Source organism: Fructilactobacillus sp. X2R1C3 (assembly GCF_059901425.1).
Map to the genome: position 1 here is coordinate 241980 of NZ_JBWXUW010000002.1, position 16508 is coordinate 258487.

General features: G+C 37.0%; 15 protein-coding genes. 1 reads left to right on the top strand and 14 read right to left on the bottom strand.

Annotated features, from left to right (window positions below):
• Positions 1-4: 4 nt before the first annotated feature.
• The 9 genes from AC6UDD_RS03300 to AC6UDD_RS03340 all read right to left on the bottom strand — a co-directional run bounded on the left by AC6UDD_RS03300 (position 5) and on the right by AC6UDD_RS03340 (position 11566).
• Positions 5-346 (bottom strand): putative DNA-binding protein, encoded by a 342-nt coding sequence (locus tag AC6UDD_RS03300; protein ID WP_500718690.1) that lies wholly within the window; start codon positions 344-346, stop codon positions 5-7.
• 12 nt (positions 347-358) lie between these two features.
• Positions 359-1672 (bottom strand): signal recognition particle-docking protein FtsY, encoded by a 1314-nt coding sequence (gene ftsY / locus AC6UDD_RS03305; RefSeq protein WP_500718693.1) that lies wholly within the window; start codon positions 1670-1672, stop codon positions 359-361.
• Between the two features lie 2 nt (positions 1673-1674).
• Positions 1675-5208: a chromosome segregation protein SMC gene (smc, locus tag AC6UDD_RS03310; protein ID WP_500718697.1), complete on the bottom strand. Its 3534-nt coding sequence runs from the start codon at positions 5206-5208 to the stop codon at positions 1675-1677.
• A 13-nt stretch (positions 5209-5221) separates the two neighbouring features.
• On the bottom strand, positions 5222-5953 hold the full coding sequence (gene rnc / locus AC6UDD_RS03315; RefSeq protein WP_500718701.1) for a ribonuclease III: 732 nt from the start codon (positions 5951-5953) through the stop codon (positions 5222-5224).
• An 80-nt stretch (positions 5954-6033) separates the two neighbouring features.
• Positions 6034-6306: an acyl carrier protein gene (locus AC6UDD_RS03320; RefSeq protein WP_500693715.1), complete on the bottom strand. Its 273-nt coding sequence runs from the start codon at positions 6304-6306 to the stop codon at positions 6034-6036.
• Positions 6307-6318: 12 nt separating this feature from the next.
• Positions 6319-7350, bottom strand: a complete 1032-nt coding sequence (gene plsX / locus AC6UDD_RS03325) for a phosphate acyltransferase PlsX (RefSeq protein ID WP_500718704.1) — start codon at positions 7348-7350, stop codon at positions 6319-6321.
• A 15-nt stretch (positions 7351-7365) separates the two neighbouring features.
• Positions 7366-9396 (bottom strand): ATP-dependent DNA helicase RecG, encoded by a 2031-nt coding sequence (gene recG / locus AC6UDD_RS03330; protein WP_500718706.1) that lies wholly within the window; start codon positions 9394-9396, stop codon positions 7366-7368.
• A gap of 76 nt (positions 9397-9472) precedes the next feature.
• Entirely contained in the window at positions 9473-11173 is a 1701-nt protein-coding gene (locus AC6UDD_RS03335; protein ID WP_500718708.1) for a DAK2 domain-containing protein, read from the bottom strand.
• A gap of 30 nt (positions 11174-11203) precedes the next feature.
• The gene (locus AC6UDD_RS03340; protein ID WP_500718711.1) at positions 11204-11566 is read right to left on the bottom strand and encodes an Asp23/Gls24 family envelope stress response protein; all 363 of its coding nucleotides are present in this window, start codon (positions 11564-11566) and stop codon (positions 11204-11206) included.
• A 192-nt stretch (positions 11567-11758) separates the two neighbouring features.
• Here AC6UDD_RS03340 and rpmB point away from each other — a divergent pair, with 192 nt between their 5' ends.
• Entirely contained in the window at positions 11759-11944 is a 186-nt protein-coding gene (gene rpmB / locus AC6UDD_RS03345; RefSeq protein WP_500693710.1) for a 50S ribosomal protein L28, read from the top strand.
• Positions 11945-12008: 64 nt separating this feature from the next.
• Here the strand turns inward: rpmB and AC6UDD_RS03350 are convergent, their stop codons facing one another.
• Genes AC6UDD_RS03350 through fmt form a run of 5 tightly spaced genes read right to left on the bottom strand, consistent with a single transcriptional unit; the run spans position 12009 to position 16504 of the window.
• Entirely contained in the window at positions 12009-12653 is a 645-nt protein-coding gene (locus AC6UDD_RS03350) for a thiamine diphosphokinase (RefSeq protein WP_500718713.1), read from the bottom strand.
• A 2-nt stretch (positions 12654-12655) separates the two neighbouring features.
• Positions 12656-13315 carry a ribulose-phosphate 3-epimerase gene (gene rpe / locus AC6UDD_RS03355; RefSeq protein WP_500718715.1) on the bottom strand — a complete coding sequence of 220 codons (660 nt, stop codon included), beginning with the start codon at positions 13313-13315 and terminating at the stop codon, positions 12656-12658.
• 2 nt (positions 13316-13317) lie between these two features.
• Positions 13318-14223, bottom strand: a complete 906-nt coding sequence (gene rsgA, locus AC6UDD_RS03360) for a ribosome small subunit-dependent GTPase A (protein ID WP_500718718.1) — start codon at positions 14221-14223, stop codon at positions 13318-13320.
• 9 nt (positions 14224-14232) lie between these two features.
• On the bottom strand, positions 14233-15573 hold the full coding sequence (gene rsmB / locus AC6UDD_RS03365; protein ID WP_500718720.1) for a 16S rRNA (cytosine(967)-C(5))-methyltransferase RsmB: 1341 nt from the start codon (positions 15571-15573) through the stop codon (positions 14233-14235).
• The gene (gene fmt, locus AC6UDD_RS03370; protein WP_500718722.1) at positions 15560-16504 is read right to left on the bottom strand and encodes a methionyl-tRNA formyltransferase; all 945 of its coding nucleotides are present in this window, start codon (positions 16502-16504) and stop codon (positions 15560-15562) included. The genes rsmB and fmt overlap by 14 nt, the downstream gene beginning before the upstream one ends.
• Positions 16505-16508: the final 4 nt, after the last annotated feature.

The following is a 16508-nucleotide window of genomic DNA, read 5'->3' on the forward strand; positions in this document are numbered from 1 at the left end:
ACCCCTAATTTTCTTCCGTAATCTCTAAATGATTCACCAACGCATTTAAGTGTTCATCATTTGGATAGTGCTTTTTAACGTAATCTCTAATCTCATCGGTTTGCTGATTGCGTAATACAAATAATTGATATAGATGCATTTTTCCTTCGTAATCTTCGAGAATTTGCTCAGTTCTTTTAATGTTATCATAAACCGCTTGGCGACTAATATTGAAATTTTCTGAAATCTCACCTAACGAAAAATCATCTGCATAGTATTCTTGAATGTACTCTGCCTGTTTCTTAGTGAGTAATTCACCATAAAAATCATACAAAGCATTTATCCGATTATTCTTTTTAATGTCCATCTTGCATCACCACTAATTGTCTTGAATTAATCCTTTAAATAACCCGTCAATAAAGCTCTTAGAATCAAATTTACGCAAATCATTAACCGTTTCTCCCAGTCCAACGAACTTTACCGGAATATTAAGCTTATTTTTGATTGCAATTACAATTCCACCCTTGGCAGTTCCATCAAGCTTTGTTAAAACAATTCCCGTAATGTCAGTGATCTGATTGAACATTTTGGCTTGATTTAAAGCATTTTGACCAGTAGTTGCATCAATCACCAGCAACACTTCTTGAGGTGCGTCTGGGATTTCACGCTTAATGACCTTATCAATCTTAGCAAGTTCATTCATTAAATTAACTTTGTTTTGCAATCTTCCGGCTGTATCAACAAATAAAACATCATAATTTTCTTTTTTGGCTTTATCTACTGCTTCAAAAACAACCGAAGCTGGATCACTACCAGCGGACTTTTTAACAATATCAACACCATCACGTTTGGCCCATTCATCCAACTGTTCAATGGCGCCCGCTCTAAATGTATCAGCAGCAGCTAAAAGCACCTTTTTATTTTGCTTTTTAAAATTATTAGCCATCTTACCAATGGTCGTCGTTTTTCCAACTCCATTGACACCAACAAATAAAATCACGGTTGGGCCAGTTTGAGATAATTTAATTGAACTATCTTCATCACTTGGTGCATCATACAAATCGATCATCTTTTGGACGATTAGATTTTGAACTTCTTTTGGTTTCTTGGCATTTTTTAATTTAACTTCATTTTTTAGTTCATCAGTTAGTTGAATTGCGGTTTCAAATCCAACATCAGATTCGACCAGCGTATCTTCTAAATCATCAAAAAAATCATCATCAACTGAGCGAAAATTAGCAAATAGCGCATTTAATTTTTGTCCAAACGAAGACCGTGACTTTGCCAAACCATGTTCGTATGCTTTTTCAGTTGATTCAGGCTGCTTAGTTACATCATCAGTAGACTCTTTGACATCCTCCTTTTTATTAGAAGAATGATCTGTATCAGCCACAGACTGGCTTTCTTCAACTGACTTGTTATCATCAGTTTTTTGAACACCATCTTTTGATGTTTGCGTTTGTTCTTCTGGTTCTTTAGACTCACCAGCTACTTCGGTTTCACTCTCGTTTGACCCATCATTTTCCTGAATATCTTCATTTTCTTTAGATTGTTGAGTATGGTTTCCTTGATCCGAAGTTTCGCCACTGTCAGCGTCTTTTTCTTTCTCATTTTCTCTTTTAGACTGCTTGGTCTCGTTCTCTTTGTCGTCAGATTCCTTCTTCTTACTTTTAAAAATATCAAATAAACCCATAATCATTCTCCTAGCTTTTTAAATTCATCCAAGTTGACCGAAACAACCTTAGACACACCTGAATCTTGCATCGTAACTCCATAAAGATGATCAGCGTAGACCATTGTTTCCTTTCTGTGAGTAATTACAATAAATTGTGTATTATTCTTTAAACTCTGCATATAACGCGCAAAACGATCGACATTGGCAGGGTCAAGAGCAGATTCAGCTTCATCCAATATTACAAACGGAACTGGTTTTACCTCAAGAACCGAAAAAAGCAGTGCCAAAGCCGTTAGAGCTTTTTCACCACCAGAAAGTAAATTAAGATTACGGTATTTCTTTCCGGGCGGTTTTACTAGGATATCAATCCCAGTTGTAAGTAAATGATGTGGGTCATCCATTTTTAGCTTGGCTTCCCCACCACCAAAAATATTGCGAAAAATATGACTAAACGCAGTTGCAATTTTATCATAAGTTTCGCTAAATTTAACTTTTACCGTTTGATCCATTTCGTTCATTATCCCAATCAATTGTCCCTTAGCTTCAATTAAATCATCAAGTTGATGATTCATAAATTCGTAACGATCCTTTACTTCTGCATAGGCATCAATTGAATTAACGTTAATCGGACCCAACTCATCAATTTCAGATTGGATTGATTTAATCAATGAATCAATTTCGGGTAATTCAAGTTCCAACTTCTTCATTGAGCTAGTTCCTTTAATCATGTTATCGCGTTGATAATGCTCAGAATCCAGGTTATCTACAGCTGTTTTTAAATTTGATTCTAGCTTTTGAACTATTTCTGTTTGAGAAATTAAACGATCCTGAAGATCGGAAACTTGCTGATCATATTTTTGATCATCTTGGTTAAACTTATCAATTTTTGAATTAAGGTCGTTGACATCCCGCTTAACACTTTGGATTTGTTGTTCTAGTTCGGGAATATTAGTTTTTACTGCCACCACTTCTTGATTAATTGATTGCTTAAGTCCGTTTATACTATTGACTAAACTTTTTAATTGAGTTTCAAAATTCAACCTTTGTTTTAAAAGACTTTTCTCACTGGACTTGAGTTGACTATTTTGTTCTTTTAAGCGAATCAACTTTTCTTTAATTTCAGATGATTTGATATTATTTTCGTTAATATCTCGCGTAAGTTTTTCAATCTGACTTTTAACTGAGGTATTCTTGGACTGATTTTGCTTAATTTGCATCTTTAAATCACTAATCTTATGAGAGAGAGCAACCTCATTTACGTCATCATCACCGGTTGTGTTTTTTAATTGTAATCGAATTGCATCAGCACTTCTTTGAGACTCCTTTAAACTACTTTGATTCATACTAATGCTTTTTTGCTTGGCTTGAATTTCTCCTTTTAATTCATTTAATTTTTGGCGAAGTTTATCGTGCTTATCTTGAGCTATTTTGTGTTGATTTTGGAATTCTTTGATAGTCTCCTCATCAGCGTTCATCTTCTGACCCATTTCTTCAACTTGCTGATTTAAGTGGACCAATTTTTCTTTTTGACTTAATAAGCCAGTCGACTGGTTTTTATTAGAACCACCAGTGATTGCACCTCCAGCATTAACGACATCTCCATCTAAAGTTACCACTTTAGCCTTATGACCAATTGTCTTACTGATCTTTGTAGCACTTTTTAAATCAATCGCAATTATCGTACCACCCAACAGGTGATTCTTAACTCGTGTCATATTAGATGGCATTTTGACTAGGTCCGAAGCAATTCCAACAAAGCCAGAAATCGATTTTACTTCATTTAACACATTAGAGGATAAATAACGTTCATTAACGGCATTCATAGGTAAGAACGTAACTCTTCCCAGTTTCTTCTCACTTAAATAGTGAATTGCTTCTCTAGCGTCTTTAACGTTCTCGGTGATAACCTGCTGAACCTGGCTTCCTAGTGCTGTCTCAATGGCTAGCACATAACGATCAGGAACTTCAATAAAATCACTCACCGTTCCTTTAATTCCGACTAAATTTGCTTTGTTTTTTAATAAGTTTCGCGTTCCGCGATAAAGCGAATTATGATTTCCCAAGATTGACTTAATGCTGTCTCGTTCCGTTTTAGTCTCCTGAAAAACACGCAATGCAGCATACCAGCTGGCCTTTAATTCTTTTTCTTTATCACTTGAATCTGACAACCTCTTATCAACTTGCTTTAAATCATCCACCATTTGCTTTTGATCGTCTTGAAGTTTCGATAATTCGGTCTCTTCTGAAGTAATTTCTTGCTTTAAAAGGTTGCTTTGATCCTCAATTGCATTAATCCGCTGGTACTTCTCTTTTACCTCACTATCACTACGCTGGGATAATTTTTGCGTTAACTTTAAATTATTCTTGGCATTGGCTAATGACTGCATCAAATCTATGTAATCATTTCTTGTATTTTCAAGTTCTGTTTGCTTTTCCAATAAATTTTGTTGAATAGGAGCCGTTTCAAGCTGCTTCATCTTATGAGAATAGTTGGAAATGAGAGCCTGCTTTTTACTAATTTGACCTTGGTTGTCAGTAATATTATCTTTGACGTTTTCAAGTTGCTTTTTTAAATCACTTACTTTACTTTCCAAGTCTTTAATCTTTTGTTGCTTAAATTCACGTCGTTGCTGAGATAACTGCTGATCACTATGAGCTGATTCGAGTGATTTAGTGTCACTTAAAAGTTGACTTTGAAGTTGTTCACGCTTTTGACTTAAGCTTTTAATCTTATTCGTTAACCCACGTTTGCGTTCTTTAACTTCCTTAACTTTTATTTTTAAATTAGTAAAAGTAGTGTCTTGCTTTTTTAGTTCATTTTCCAGATTCAATTTTGCGTCTTCATGATTTTTAATCTTAATCACTAATTTAGAATACTTTAATTGATCAAGATACTTTTTCTTATCTAAATAGAGCGAAGCAGCATCACTTTGGTCCTTTAGGGGCCCGATTTGTTTGTCCAATTCGTTAATAATATCTGAGATTCGATCCAAATTTCCTTGAGTATCAGCTAACTTTTGTTCAGTTTCCACCTTTTGTTTTTTATATCGGTAAACTCCAGCAGCTGTCTCAATAATTGATCGCCTTTTTTCAGCATCATCATTAAGAATTTCGTCAACATTCCCTTGCGAAATAATGGAAAGAGAACCTTCACCCAATCCAGTATCCATAAAAAGATTATTAATATCCTTCAATCGGCAATCTTTATCATTGATTGAATAAGAACTATCGCCATTTCGATAAACTTTACGTGTGATTTTTATTTCGGTGTAATTCGAATCTAAAAAATGATCAGAATTATCAAAATAAATGCTTACCTCGGCACGACTAAGAGCTCTGCGCCCTTTGGACCCAGAGAAAATGACGTCTAACATTTTTTTACCACGTAGAGTTTTGGCAGACTGCTCACCTAAAACCCAACGAATCGCCTCGATGACATTACTTTTTCCGCTACCATTTGGACCAACAATTCCAGTAAGCCCATCATGAAAGTCAATTGTGGTTTTGTCTGCAAAAGATTTAAATCCTGCAATCTCAATTGATTTTAACTTCACCTTAATGCCTCATTTACTTAATACTTGTGCTTACTCCCAGTTCATTGAGTGCTTTCTTTGCCGCTTTCTGTTCAGCATCCTTCTTGGAGTGGCCTAAACCGACTCCCATTTTTTTTCCGTTAACTTTTACCGCGACTTTAAACTTACGGTCATTATCAGGACCATCTTCACTAACTAATTCGTAATCTAAATCAACTGGGCCATTTTCTTGAACGACTTCCTGTAATTCAGTTTTATGATCAAAGAATTCGTCAAACCAACCCTCATCAAGTTTGGGAAAGATCACAATCTGACAAAAATGCTTAACCGTTTCCATTCCTTGGTCAAGATACACGGCTCCAATAAATGATTCAAAAATATCACATAGAAGTGAGTCACGTTGTCTAGCATTAGCCTTTTCTTCACCCTTACCGAGTCGGATATACTTGTCAAAATGACATTCACGGGCAAAACGGCTAAAGCTATGCTCATTAACCATCGCAGCCCTTAATCTAGTAAGTCGACCTTGTGGTAATTCAGGAAAACGTCTAAAGATGTAGTCTGAAACCACCAATTGATAGACGGCATCCCCCAAAAACTCCAGACGTTCATAAAATTTTAATCCTTGACCGGGATGCTCGTTTACGTATGATGCTTGAGTCATTGCTTCATCTAAAAGTGCTTCATCGTTAAACTTAATATTAAACTTGTCTTTTAACAAGTCATCAAACTGCTTTTGCAATTCTATTTCCTCCAAAGGTAACATTTTTTCTTTTAATTATATCATTAATGCCTAAATTACGATAATTGCATAATAAAAAATGACCCGTCATAACAACGAATCATCTATTTCTTTGCAATGTGTTTTTTCGTTTTTGGATCAATATCTCGCATAATTACATTTACTAGATCGCCGACATCACTGATATTCTCAGTATTTTCACTGGTGAAAACATCACCAAATTCATCCTCTAATTCAACGATAAAGCCCGCCATATCAATAAAATCAGCGCCTAAATCATTAGTAAAGTTTAAGTCATTCGTTACCTTATCAACCGGAACCTTAAAACGACTTGAGGTGATTTCTGCTACTTTTTTAAATACTGTTTCTCTATCCATCAGTGATCCCTCCTACTGCTCACTATTTTTAATACTATCCATTTCATCAGTATGATTAGAAAAATAATCTTTCACTGAATCAACAAAATTAGAATTAATAATTTGCTGAATTTGAACAATCGTATTTCTAACTGTCTTAGCCTGGCTACTACCATGGCTCTTAACCACCGGGGCTTTTAATCCAAGTAAAACGGCACCACCGTACTTAGTGTAATCCATCTTGTGGGCAATCTTTCTTAAAGTATCCTTGAGTAATAAAGCGCCCACTTTGGACTTAACTCCGCCATTTACAATACCGTCTTTTAGCATATTAATCATTGACAGTGCAGTTCCCTCAATACTCTTTAAAACTGCATTGCCAGTAAAGCCATCGGTTACCGCTACATCGGTAACACCATCCAGCAATCCTCGTGATTCAATGTTACCAATAAAATTAATGTCATCATTTTTTCTTAAAGCGCGATACATTTTTTGATGAATCTTATTTCCCTTGTCAGACTCAGTGCCATTATTGATCAACCCAACCCGTGGATTTTTAATCTTTAACACTCTTTCAGCATAATATTTACCTAGTAGCGCATACTGATAAACATTAACAACCTTAGCATCAGCATTTGCTCCACAATCAATTAATGTGAAACCAGTATCGTTATCAATTACTGGCAAAGTAGTGACCAGTCCCGGACGATCAATTCCTTTGATTCGACCAATTATCAATAAACCGGCAACTAGAATGGCACCAGTATTCCCACAGGAATAAAACGCATCAGCTGTTCCAACTTTAACAGCTCGAGCAGCCATGACCAGACTTGACCCCTTTTTTTCTTTTACCGCTTTAACGGGTTCATCTTCCATTTTAATAACTTCATCCGATTGAATCACTTTGATATTTTCTTTGTTATTTAACAAGGAATTGATTTTATCAGAATCACCAAAGAGTTGAAACTCCACGTGATCCATTTCATCACGAGCAAGCTCAATCCCTCTGACAATTTCATCAGGTGCGTTATCGCCACCCATTGCATCAACAGCAATTTTTATCATTATAAGCAAAGCTCCTTAATCAAACTTAACATCTTGATTTAAAGATTTAAGTCTTTTTACTAACTTTCGATTTTGTGGTTCTTGTTCCCAGTTAACATCATCAACAATTTCTTTTGCAACAGTCTGCGCTGTGCTCAAAATATTAATGTCAGAAATGGGATCTCCAACTTTAAAAGTTGGCATCCCAGACTGATTTTTACCGAGAATGTCCCCAGGACCTCTTAATTCTAAATCTTTTTGTGAAATAAAGAAACCATCAGTTGACGAACACATCACATTCATTCGTTTTCTACCAGTCTCATTTTTAGGGTCAGCAATTAAAATACAATAAGCTTGCTGGTCTCCTCGCCCCACACGACCCCGAAGTTGATGAAGTTGAGCCAACCCAAAGTGGTCAGCATCATAAATCACAATAGTACTTGCGTTGGAAACGTCAACTCCGACTTCAATTACGGTGGTAGAAACTAGAACTTGTACCTTATTAGTTTTAAAAGCATCCATTACTTTATTTTTGTCTTCATCATTCATTTGACCATGGAGCAAGCCAACCGTGTATTTACCTCCAAGTTCGTGCTGAAAGTTTTGGTATGTATCAGTCACGTTTCTCATATCCACTGCTTCAGATTCACCGATAAGTGGGACTACCACGTAAACTTGTTCCCCATTATTTAAACGCTTTTTGACAAAATTAAGCATTGCATCAACCTGTTGATTCTTAATCCAAGCCGTTTTAATTGGCTTTCTCCCACCTGGTAACTCATCGATGACCGAGACATCCATCTCACCATACGCCGTTATCGATAAAGTTCGTGGAATGGGGGTAGCAGTCATCGATAACACGTTCGTTGATTTACCCTTTTCTCGCATGGCTTTTCTTTGGTTGACTCCAAAACGATGCTGCTCATCAATGACGGCTAATCCTAGATTATGGTATTTAACCTCTTTTTGAAACAACGCATGAGTACCCACCACCAAGTTAATCTCGCCACTTTTAATACGGGGTAAAAGTTCATTTCGTGCCGCTCTAGAGGTATCACCAGTCAATAGTCCGATGTTAACACTAGTATCCTTAAAAAGTTCAGCAAGTCCGTCCGCATGTTGCTCGGCTAAAATTTCAGTGGGAGCCATTATTACAGCTTGCTTTCCCGAAAGAACTGCAGCATAAATTGCAATAGCAGCCACAACCGTTTTTCCGCTCCCGACATCACCCTGTAAAAGCCGATTCATCTGATATGGACGCTTTAGATCAGATAAAATTTCTGAAATAACCTTTTTTTGTGCCAAGGTTAATTCGTATGGAAGGGAACTCATAAACGTCTGTAATTTAGCACGATTAATGGTTAGCGAAGAATTAGGGGCTTGATTTTTCTGGTGTTTTAAAGTTTGCATTCGCATTTGAAACAAGAAAAATTCATCAAACTTTGCAGTTCTACGTGCAAGTGCTGCTGCTCTTTGATTTTTTGGAAAGTGCATGTTAGAAATGACACTTTTTAAATTTTCTAATTTATACTTTTTTAAAACCCAATTGGGAATGAAATCTTCAATTTGATCTTGGTACTGATCATAGGCTTCGGTTACCAATTGGCGAATGGTATTCTGGGTAATCTTATGGTTAGCGGGATAAATTGAACCAAATTTTTCGCCATCACCAGATTTCAAAATTTTAATTCCGGATATTGATTTTTTATTTGCATCAAACTTTCCGTAAATTAAAATTTCATCCCCGGCTTCAACCTGTTTCTTTAGCCACGGCTGATTAAAAAAGGACACCGGAATCACATCATTACCAACTAGTAACTTAATAGTTAAACGACTTCTACGTCTTCCAAAAAAATTAACCGTAGGATTGATAGCAACCTTACCTTTCAGAGTGACCACCTGCTGATCAGAAATTTCAGAAAGATCTTTAGTTCGAAAATCTTCATAACGAAATGGAAAGTATGTCAGTAAATCATAAATGGTCACAATCCCCAAATCATTTAGAGCTTCAACTTTTTTGGGACCGACTCCTCTAAGCGTTTCCACATGGTCATCTAACCCACTCATCAAATTCACCTCCTAAAAAGACTGTTAATCCACAGGGACTAGCAGTCTTATTAAGTATCTATCTATATAATATTACCTATTCAACGGAAATAATCAACGGATAAACTGGTTGATCACCCTCATGAGTCTCAACTTCTAATTCATCGTCCACTGATAAAGCAGCATTCGAAACTTTATCAGCATCATCCTGATCAGCGTCTTTTCCAAAGATAATCGTAACGTTTTCGCTATCAACATCTAACATTTTTTTCAGCATCTTAATAGCTGCATCATCCAAAGAAGAACCAAGGACCTGAATGTCTCCATCAATAATCCCCATGTAACTACCCTTTTTAATGTCCATTCCATTAATCTTTGTATCACGAACGGCGGTCGTCACTTGGCCACTCTTAACGGTATCTAAAGAGTTGTCCATCTGGGTCTGATTTTCTTTAAAAGTACTATCAGGATCAAACGAGAACATTGCTGTTAATCCTTGTGGGATGGTCTTGGTGTGGACAACTTCCATTGGAATGTCTGTAATTTCCTGGGCTTGCTCCGCCGAGAGAAAAATATTCTTATTGTTAGGGAGAACGATCGCTTTTTTAGCATTGCTGTTATTAACAGCATCAACAATATCTTGCGTACTAGGGTTCATCGTTTGCCCGCCACTAATAATGTTAGTTACTCCTAAGCTCTTAAAGAGCTTCTCTAAGCCTGCACCCGCAACCACCGCAATAATTGCTAAGTCACGCGGCTTTTTATGCTCTTTTTCTTCCTTTAAATCATCGGTCTTTTGAGCTTTTTCATCGCTTTCCATGATTGATTCTTGTTGCAAACGCATGTTATCAACTTTAACGGTTGCTAAGTCACCAAATTGTTGTCCCCACGACAAGACCTTGCCAGGATGCTCCGTGTGAACGTGAACTCGAACCACTTCATCATCATTAATGACCAAAAGTGAGTCCCCTAATTTGGCCAGATAGTTATAAAAAGTATCGTAGTCGAATTTCTGGGTAACCTGCTTTCCCCTCCCAATTCGAACCATAATTTGGGTACAATACCCATAAACAATGTCTGCTGGGTTTAATTTACCCTGAGCACTCTTATGGTGCTCAACATCAATCATTTCGTTCATTTCTTCAGAATTAGGTTGATGTTCGCCTTTATCTTCAATCTTTCGACCATTTAAAACATCATCAAAAGCTTGAAAAACAAATACCAATCCTTGTCCACCAGAATCTACCACACCCACCTGCTTTAATACTGGGAGAAGATCTGGGGTTTTTTTAAGAGCTTTCTCAGAAGCATCAAGAATTGAGTCCATTACCTTTACAACATCGTCAGTATTTGAAGCAGTACTTTCACCAGCTTTAGCAGCTAGTCTGACTACAGTTAAAATCGTCCCTTCAGTGGGCTTCATGACCGAACTATAAGCAGTTTTAGCTCCAGCGATAATAGCATCTGCAAATTCTTTAGCATCAAGATCCTTTTTACCTTCAACGTTTTTTGCAAAACCACGGAAAATCTGAGACATAATGACACCAGAGTTACCTCGAGCTCCCATTAATAGCCCCTTAGCAAGTGCAGAAGCCTTACCGCCAATCGTATCATCATTTGACTTATCGATGTAACTTTCTCCACTTGATAATGACAAACTCATGTTCGTTCCAGTGTCTCCGTCTGGAACTGGGAAAACATTTAACGAATTAATAAAATCCGTATTATTATTAAGAACGACCGCGGCAGCTTGAACCATTTGGTCGAACTCTTTAGTAGTAATCTTAGTTAATGACACTATTATCAAATCCTCCTTATACTCAAACCACTAGTCGTTAATAACCTTAACGCCCTGAACAATTACGTTTACTGAATCTGCATTAATCCCTAGCATTGTTTCCAAATTATATTTAACTTTTGACTGAACATTACGAGAAACTTCAGAGATCTTGGTTCCATAACTCACAATAACGTTGACATCAACTTGAACTTTCTTGTTAACTTCTCTGACAACTACTCCCTTTGAGTAACTATCCTTTCGAAGAATTTCATTCATATTATCTTTAAATTGGTTTTTGCTAGCCATGCCAACAACTCCATAATTATCGGTTGCGGCACCGCCGACTACTGTAGCAATTACATCATTATCAATATCAATTGATCCATATTGAGTGTTTAACTTTACAGCCATCGTTTGCATCCCCTTATCTTTTCGAGCTCATAACGATATCTAATGTTACCACACCCCATTATAAAACAAAAATATGAATCATGGTGTCAAGGACATTTACTTGAAAGAAACTTTGCATTTATGACGGTATTATGGTAGATTATTTAAGTGGACTATTGAATATAAAAGAATTCCAGAGTAAGGAGGGATATTATGGCTAAGGATCAAATTAATGGTAAGAGAACTCATTTTGGTAACCGTCGTTCTCACGCTTTAAACTCATCAAGAAGAAGTTGGAAGCCAAACTTACAAAAGGTACGCATCTTAGTTGATGGTAAACCCAAACGTGTTTGGGTTAGTGCCAGAACTTTAAAATCTGGTAAGATTACTAGAGTATAATCAGTATTATTTTAATTAATTAATTAAAAAAGCAGTACAACCATTCAGTGGTTGTACTGCTTTTTTAGTCTCGGCTTTGAATCACCATCAATACTCCCTCATCAAAAGCAAATGAAGCACTATCTCCAATAAATTCATTACTTGAATAAGAAGTTGGATACCCCACCCAATGATGATTTAATTGATATCTTTCATCACTGAGCGTTAAATGCATTGGCAACAGCGGACAAAAGTCTAAATATTTCATTCCAGTGATTTTCTTAATATGATGCGACCCACTTAGAAAATATCGGATTACATTTTGACTATCAATGAGTCTCAGCTTTGAAAGATAGGGTTTAATATTTGGCTTTAAGACCATCAAAAAATTGGTCAGCAAGTGATCAAGACGCCCGCCCGAAAAGCCATAAATATCGATCTCATTCTTAGGAAAATATTTGCCAGCGGTCCTGATACCCAATTCAGTATCAGTCTCATCCTTTACCGGATCAACCCGAATAACGTGCTTAGCATTTTGTAATATTATTTTAAATTCCGAATCTGAAACCGAATCGAAGTCACCAACAGCGTATTCAGGAATAATGCCCAATTCGATTAACCGTAGGCTTCCTCGATCAACCCCAATGAAAGGACCCTTTATTTTTTTAGTCTTTAAGTTAGCTGGCCATAACTCAATTGGTCCACCAACAACGACATTTACTTTATTCATAATTAAAAATTAGTAGCATCCTTAAGGGCCTGGATACGAGCGGCAGGATCTTCTGCATCAAAAACATATGAACCGGCTACGGCGACGTTTGCACCAGCTTTATAGGCGTCAACTACCGTCTTATTGTTAACTCCACCATCAATTTCAATGTCATAGGAATATGAATCATTTTCCTCACGTAATTTATTTAATTTTCTAACCTTACTAATCGTTTCAGGAATAAACTTTTGACCACCAAATCCGGGATTAACAGTCATAACAAGAACTTGATCAACCATGTACAAGACTGGCTTAATCATCTCCACTGGGGTTCCCGGGTTAATTACGACTTCAGCTCTAACATTTTTATCTTTAATCATTTGAAGGGCACGATGAATATGAGGAGTTGATTCAACATGAACCCCAATAATATCTGCGTTAGCATCAGCAAAAGTATCAATATATCTTTCAGGATTCTCAATCATTAAATGACAGTCAAGTGTTAATCCAGTAATGGGACGAATCTCTTTGACCCAGCCTGGACCATAGGCAATCGCCGGAACAAACATCCCATCCATAACATCGATATGTAGTAATTCGGCACCACCCTTATCGACTTTTTCAATGTCTTTTTGTAGGTTTACGTAATCCGCACTTAAAATTGAAGGAGCAACTTTAATCATGTTTAATTTCCTCTTTTCTTATTATACATTGGTTTTTGTGCTTTTAATAAATGATATTCTTGCAGATAATCATCATACCTGCTCGATAGAATTGTACCACTTTCAACCCCGGCTTTCACGGCACAACCAGGTTCATTAACATGCAGACATTCACGAAACTTACAGTTGGCTGAAGCACGTACAAATTCCGGAAAATAATTTTTTAATTCATTTGACTTAATTTCCAAAGTATCAAAAGAAGAGAAGCCCGGCGTGTCAGCAATCAAGCCGCCATTTACCGTTAGTAAAGACACCTTCCTAGTAGTATGCTTCCCTCGGCTTAAAGACTTAGATACGACTCCAGTTTTAAGCTTTAACTTAGGGTCAATTTCGTTAAGCAGCGTCGATTTGCCGGACCCCGTCTGACCCATTACGATTGATTGTTTGTGAGGAAGTAACTTCGAAACATCGCTCACTGCCTTTACATCATCTTTTTTATCAGGCAACACAACTTCATAACCAATTTTTCTATAATCAGCCGCAACCGTTTTAAAAAAATCAACCTGCGCTTTTGACGTTAACAAGTCAGTTTTACTAAGATAAATAATCGGAATAATCTTCTGCTTTTCGAGAGCCACCAGTTGCTTATCTAATAGTGAGAAAGAAAAAGCAGGTTCAATGGCTGAATTAACTACAATTGCCTGATCAGTATTAGCAACTGGTGGTCTGACTAATTGATTAAAGCGTGGTAAAACCCTTAAAATGTAGCCCTCGTTCACATTAGTTTCATCAAACTCTACCAGGTCGCCAACGATGGGCTTAATATTTCTTTTCCTAAAGTTCCCTCGTGCTCTCGTCCGGTACATTTTTTCATCGGACTCAACATCATAGAACCCACTCAAGGATTGATAAATCTTGCCTTTTCTCACATTAATCTCCTATTGAATCCTCTGAAAGCCCGCAATAAAGAAGCCATCAGAATCATAGTCATCTGGATAAATTTTTAAAGCATCTGTATCACGATTTGGCTTTAGGTTTTTTCTTGTCTTGACCCAAACCGGTTTAAAGTTTTGGTGCTGATCTAAAAACCTGCTGACATTCTCACTATTCTCTTGATTCATGATGGTACATGTACTAAATACCAACTGTCCACCCACTTTAAGTGTTGGTGCCGCAGCATTCAAAATTTCAGTTTGAATCTTTACAAGATGTAAAACGTCATCAAGTGTCTTATCGTATCGAATCTCTGGTTTACGCCTCATCAAACCAAGTCCCGAACAGGGAGCATCAACCAGGATTTTATCAAAAGTACTTTCACCAAACAATTTAGAAACATTACGAGCGTCAATGGCATGAACTTCAATATTATCTTTCACACCCATTCGGGACGCATTTTGCTCAATCTTGGTTAATTTTTTACGATGAAGATCTAAAGCTTCAACCTTACCAGTAGTCAAATATTCAGCAATTTGCGTGGTTTTACCACCGGGAGCCGCACAAGCATCTAGCACATAGTCATCATTTTTAATGTTCATAGATTGAACCGGCAACATGGCACTTTCGTCCTGAATCGTAAACAAACCCTCTTTAAACAACGGACTACTACTAGCATTTTTACCAGATAAGATAAGCGCATGATCAGCTACCTCACTACTATTAACCTCGTATCCCTCATGAACAAATTTTTCCTTTAAATCATCATCAGAAATCTTACGATGGTTTACCCGGACTGATTGCTTAGCTGGCTGATTAATACTTTTAAGTATATCAACCGTCTTATTCATACCAAGCTGCTCATTAAGTTGTTTTACAATCCACAGCGGAACACTATAAAAGATCGAGTCATAGGTAGCAGTGTCTTTAGTTTCATCAATTGGTAGTAATCCATTTCGTTGGATGTGATGAAGAACTCCGGTAACAAGTCGTCTAATGCCATCATGCCCACGCTTTTTGGCAATCTTAATTGATTCATCAAAAATCGCACGATCTGGTATTTTGTCTAAATACTGCATTTGATAAATTGCCGTATACAGTAATTCTTTGACCCAACCATCAAGTTTGTCAGACCTTTTTACTAAATGGTCAACATAATAAGCTAACGTCAGCCGATGCTGAATCACACCATAAACAATGTTAGTATACAGGGAAATATCTTTGGGACTCATCGTGCTAGAATCAATCACATTGTTGATTTGAAGATTAGAATACGCACCGCCATGAACACGCTCTAGTGTTTTTACGGCTAAGTATCGTGGATTACTTGAGTTATTTTCTGTCAATAAACTGATCTCCAATTTCTAATTTCTGGTTACCGTTCAAATATTCGGTAATTGACTTTTTTGGCTTCCCAGACGGTTGAATTTCTTCAATTCCTAAAACCGTCCCGTTCCCAGCAGCAATTTTTAAATGGTGTTTATCTTTACTAACCACCTTACCAGGATCTAAATCAGTCTGCTCATCAATAACCGTTGTTTTCCAAATCTTATTTGGTTTCCCATTCACCATTATAAATGCAGTTGGATCAGGTCTTAACGCTCTGACTTTTGCATCAACCAAACGAGCAGGTTGGGTAAAATCTAACTCTTCTTGTTCTCGCTTAATGTTTGGCGAAAACACAACTTGTTTTTCATCCTGTGCTTGGGGATGTGCAGTTCCATTAATAACTTCTTTTAAAGTCTTTAAGAGAAGGTCACGTCCCACTAAACTCAACTTTTTAAACATACTATCAGTATCATCGGTGTTTTCAATCTTCACAGATTGTTGAGCTAAAACGTCACCAGCATCCATCTTTTTGACCATGTACATGATCGAAATTCCGGTTTCTTTATCTCCATTCATAATGGCATATTGAACCGGAGCCCCACCACGATATTTCGGCAGTAAAGATCCATGAACATTGATATCCGCAATTTGCGCTGCTTCAAGCAATTTAGTCGGCAAAAATTGGCCAAATGCAGCAGTAATAATAAAATCTGGCTTCATTTGAATAATTTCTTCCATTTCGGGACTTCCACCTAATTTTTGTGGTTGTAATACCGGTAACCCCAAATCTTGACTAGCTTTTTTAACCGGCGATTCTTCAATTTGATGTTTTCGTCCCACCGGTCGATCTGGCTGGGTTACTACTGCCAACACTTTGTAATTCTGATTTAAAGCTTTTAGGATTGGAACACTAAATTCAGGAGTTCCCATAAATACAATTGATTTCATAATA

Coding starts and splice junctions, on each gene's coding strand:
- AC6UDD_RS03300 (WP_500718690.1), bottom strand. CDS start 346: ATGGACATTAAAAAGAATAATCGGATAAATGCTTTGTATGATTTTTAT.
- ftsY (WP_500718693.1), bottom strand. CDS start 1,672: ATGGGTTTATTTGATATTTTTAAAAGTAAGAAGAAGGAATCTGACGAC.
- rnc (WP_500718701.1), bottom strand. CDS start 5,953: ATGTTACCTTTGGAGGAAATAGAATTGCAAAAGCAGTTTGATGACTTG.
- AC6UDD_RS03320 (WP_500693715.1), bottom strand. CDS start 6,306: ATGGATAGAGAAACAGTATTTAAAAAAGTAGCAGAAATCACCTCAAGT.
- plsX (WP_500718704.1), bottom strand. CDS start 7,350: ATGATAAAAATTGCTGTTGATGCAATGGGTGGCGATAACGCACCTGAT.
- recG (WP_500718706.1), bottom strand. CDS start 9,396: ATGAGTGGGTTAGATGACCATGTGGAAACGCTTAGAGGAGTCGGTCCC.
- AC6UDD_RS03340 (WP_500718711.1), bottom strand. CDS start 11,566: ATGGCTGTAAAGTTAAACACTCAATATGGATCAATTGATATTGATAAT.
- rpmB (WP_500693710.1), top strand. CDS start 11,759: ATGGCTAAGGATCAAATTAATGGTAAGAGAACTCATTTTGGTAACCGT.
- AC6UDD_RS03350 (WP_500718713.1), bottom strand. CDS start 12,653: ATGAATAAAGTAAATGTCGTTGTTGGTGGACCAATTGAGTTATGGCCA.
- rpe (WP_500718715.1), bottom strand. CDS start 13,315: ATGATTAAAGTTGCTCCTTCAATTTTAAGTGCGGATTACGTAAACCTA.
- fmt (WP_500718722.1), bottom strand. CDS start 16,504: ATGAAATCAATTGTATTTATGGGAACTCCTGAATTTAGTGTTCCAATC.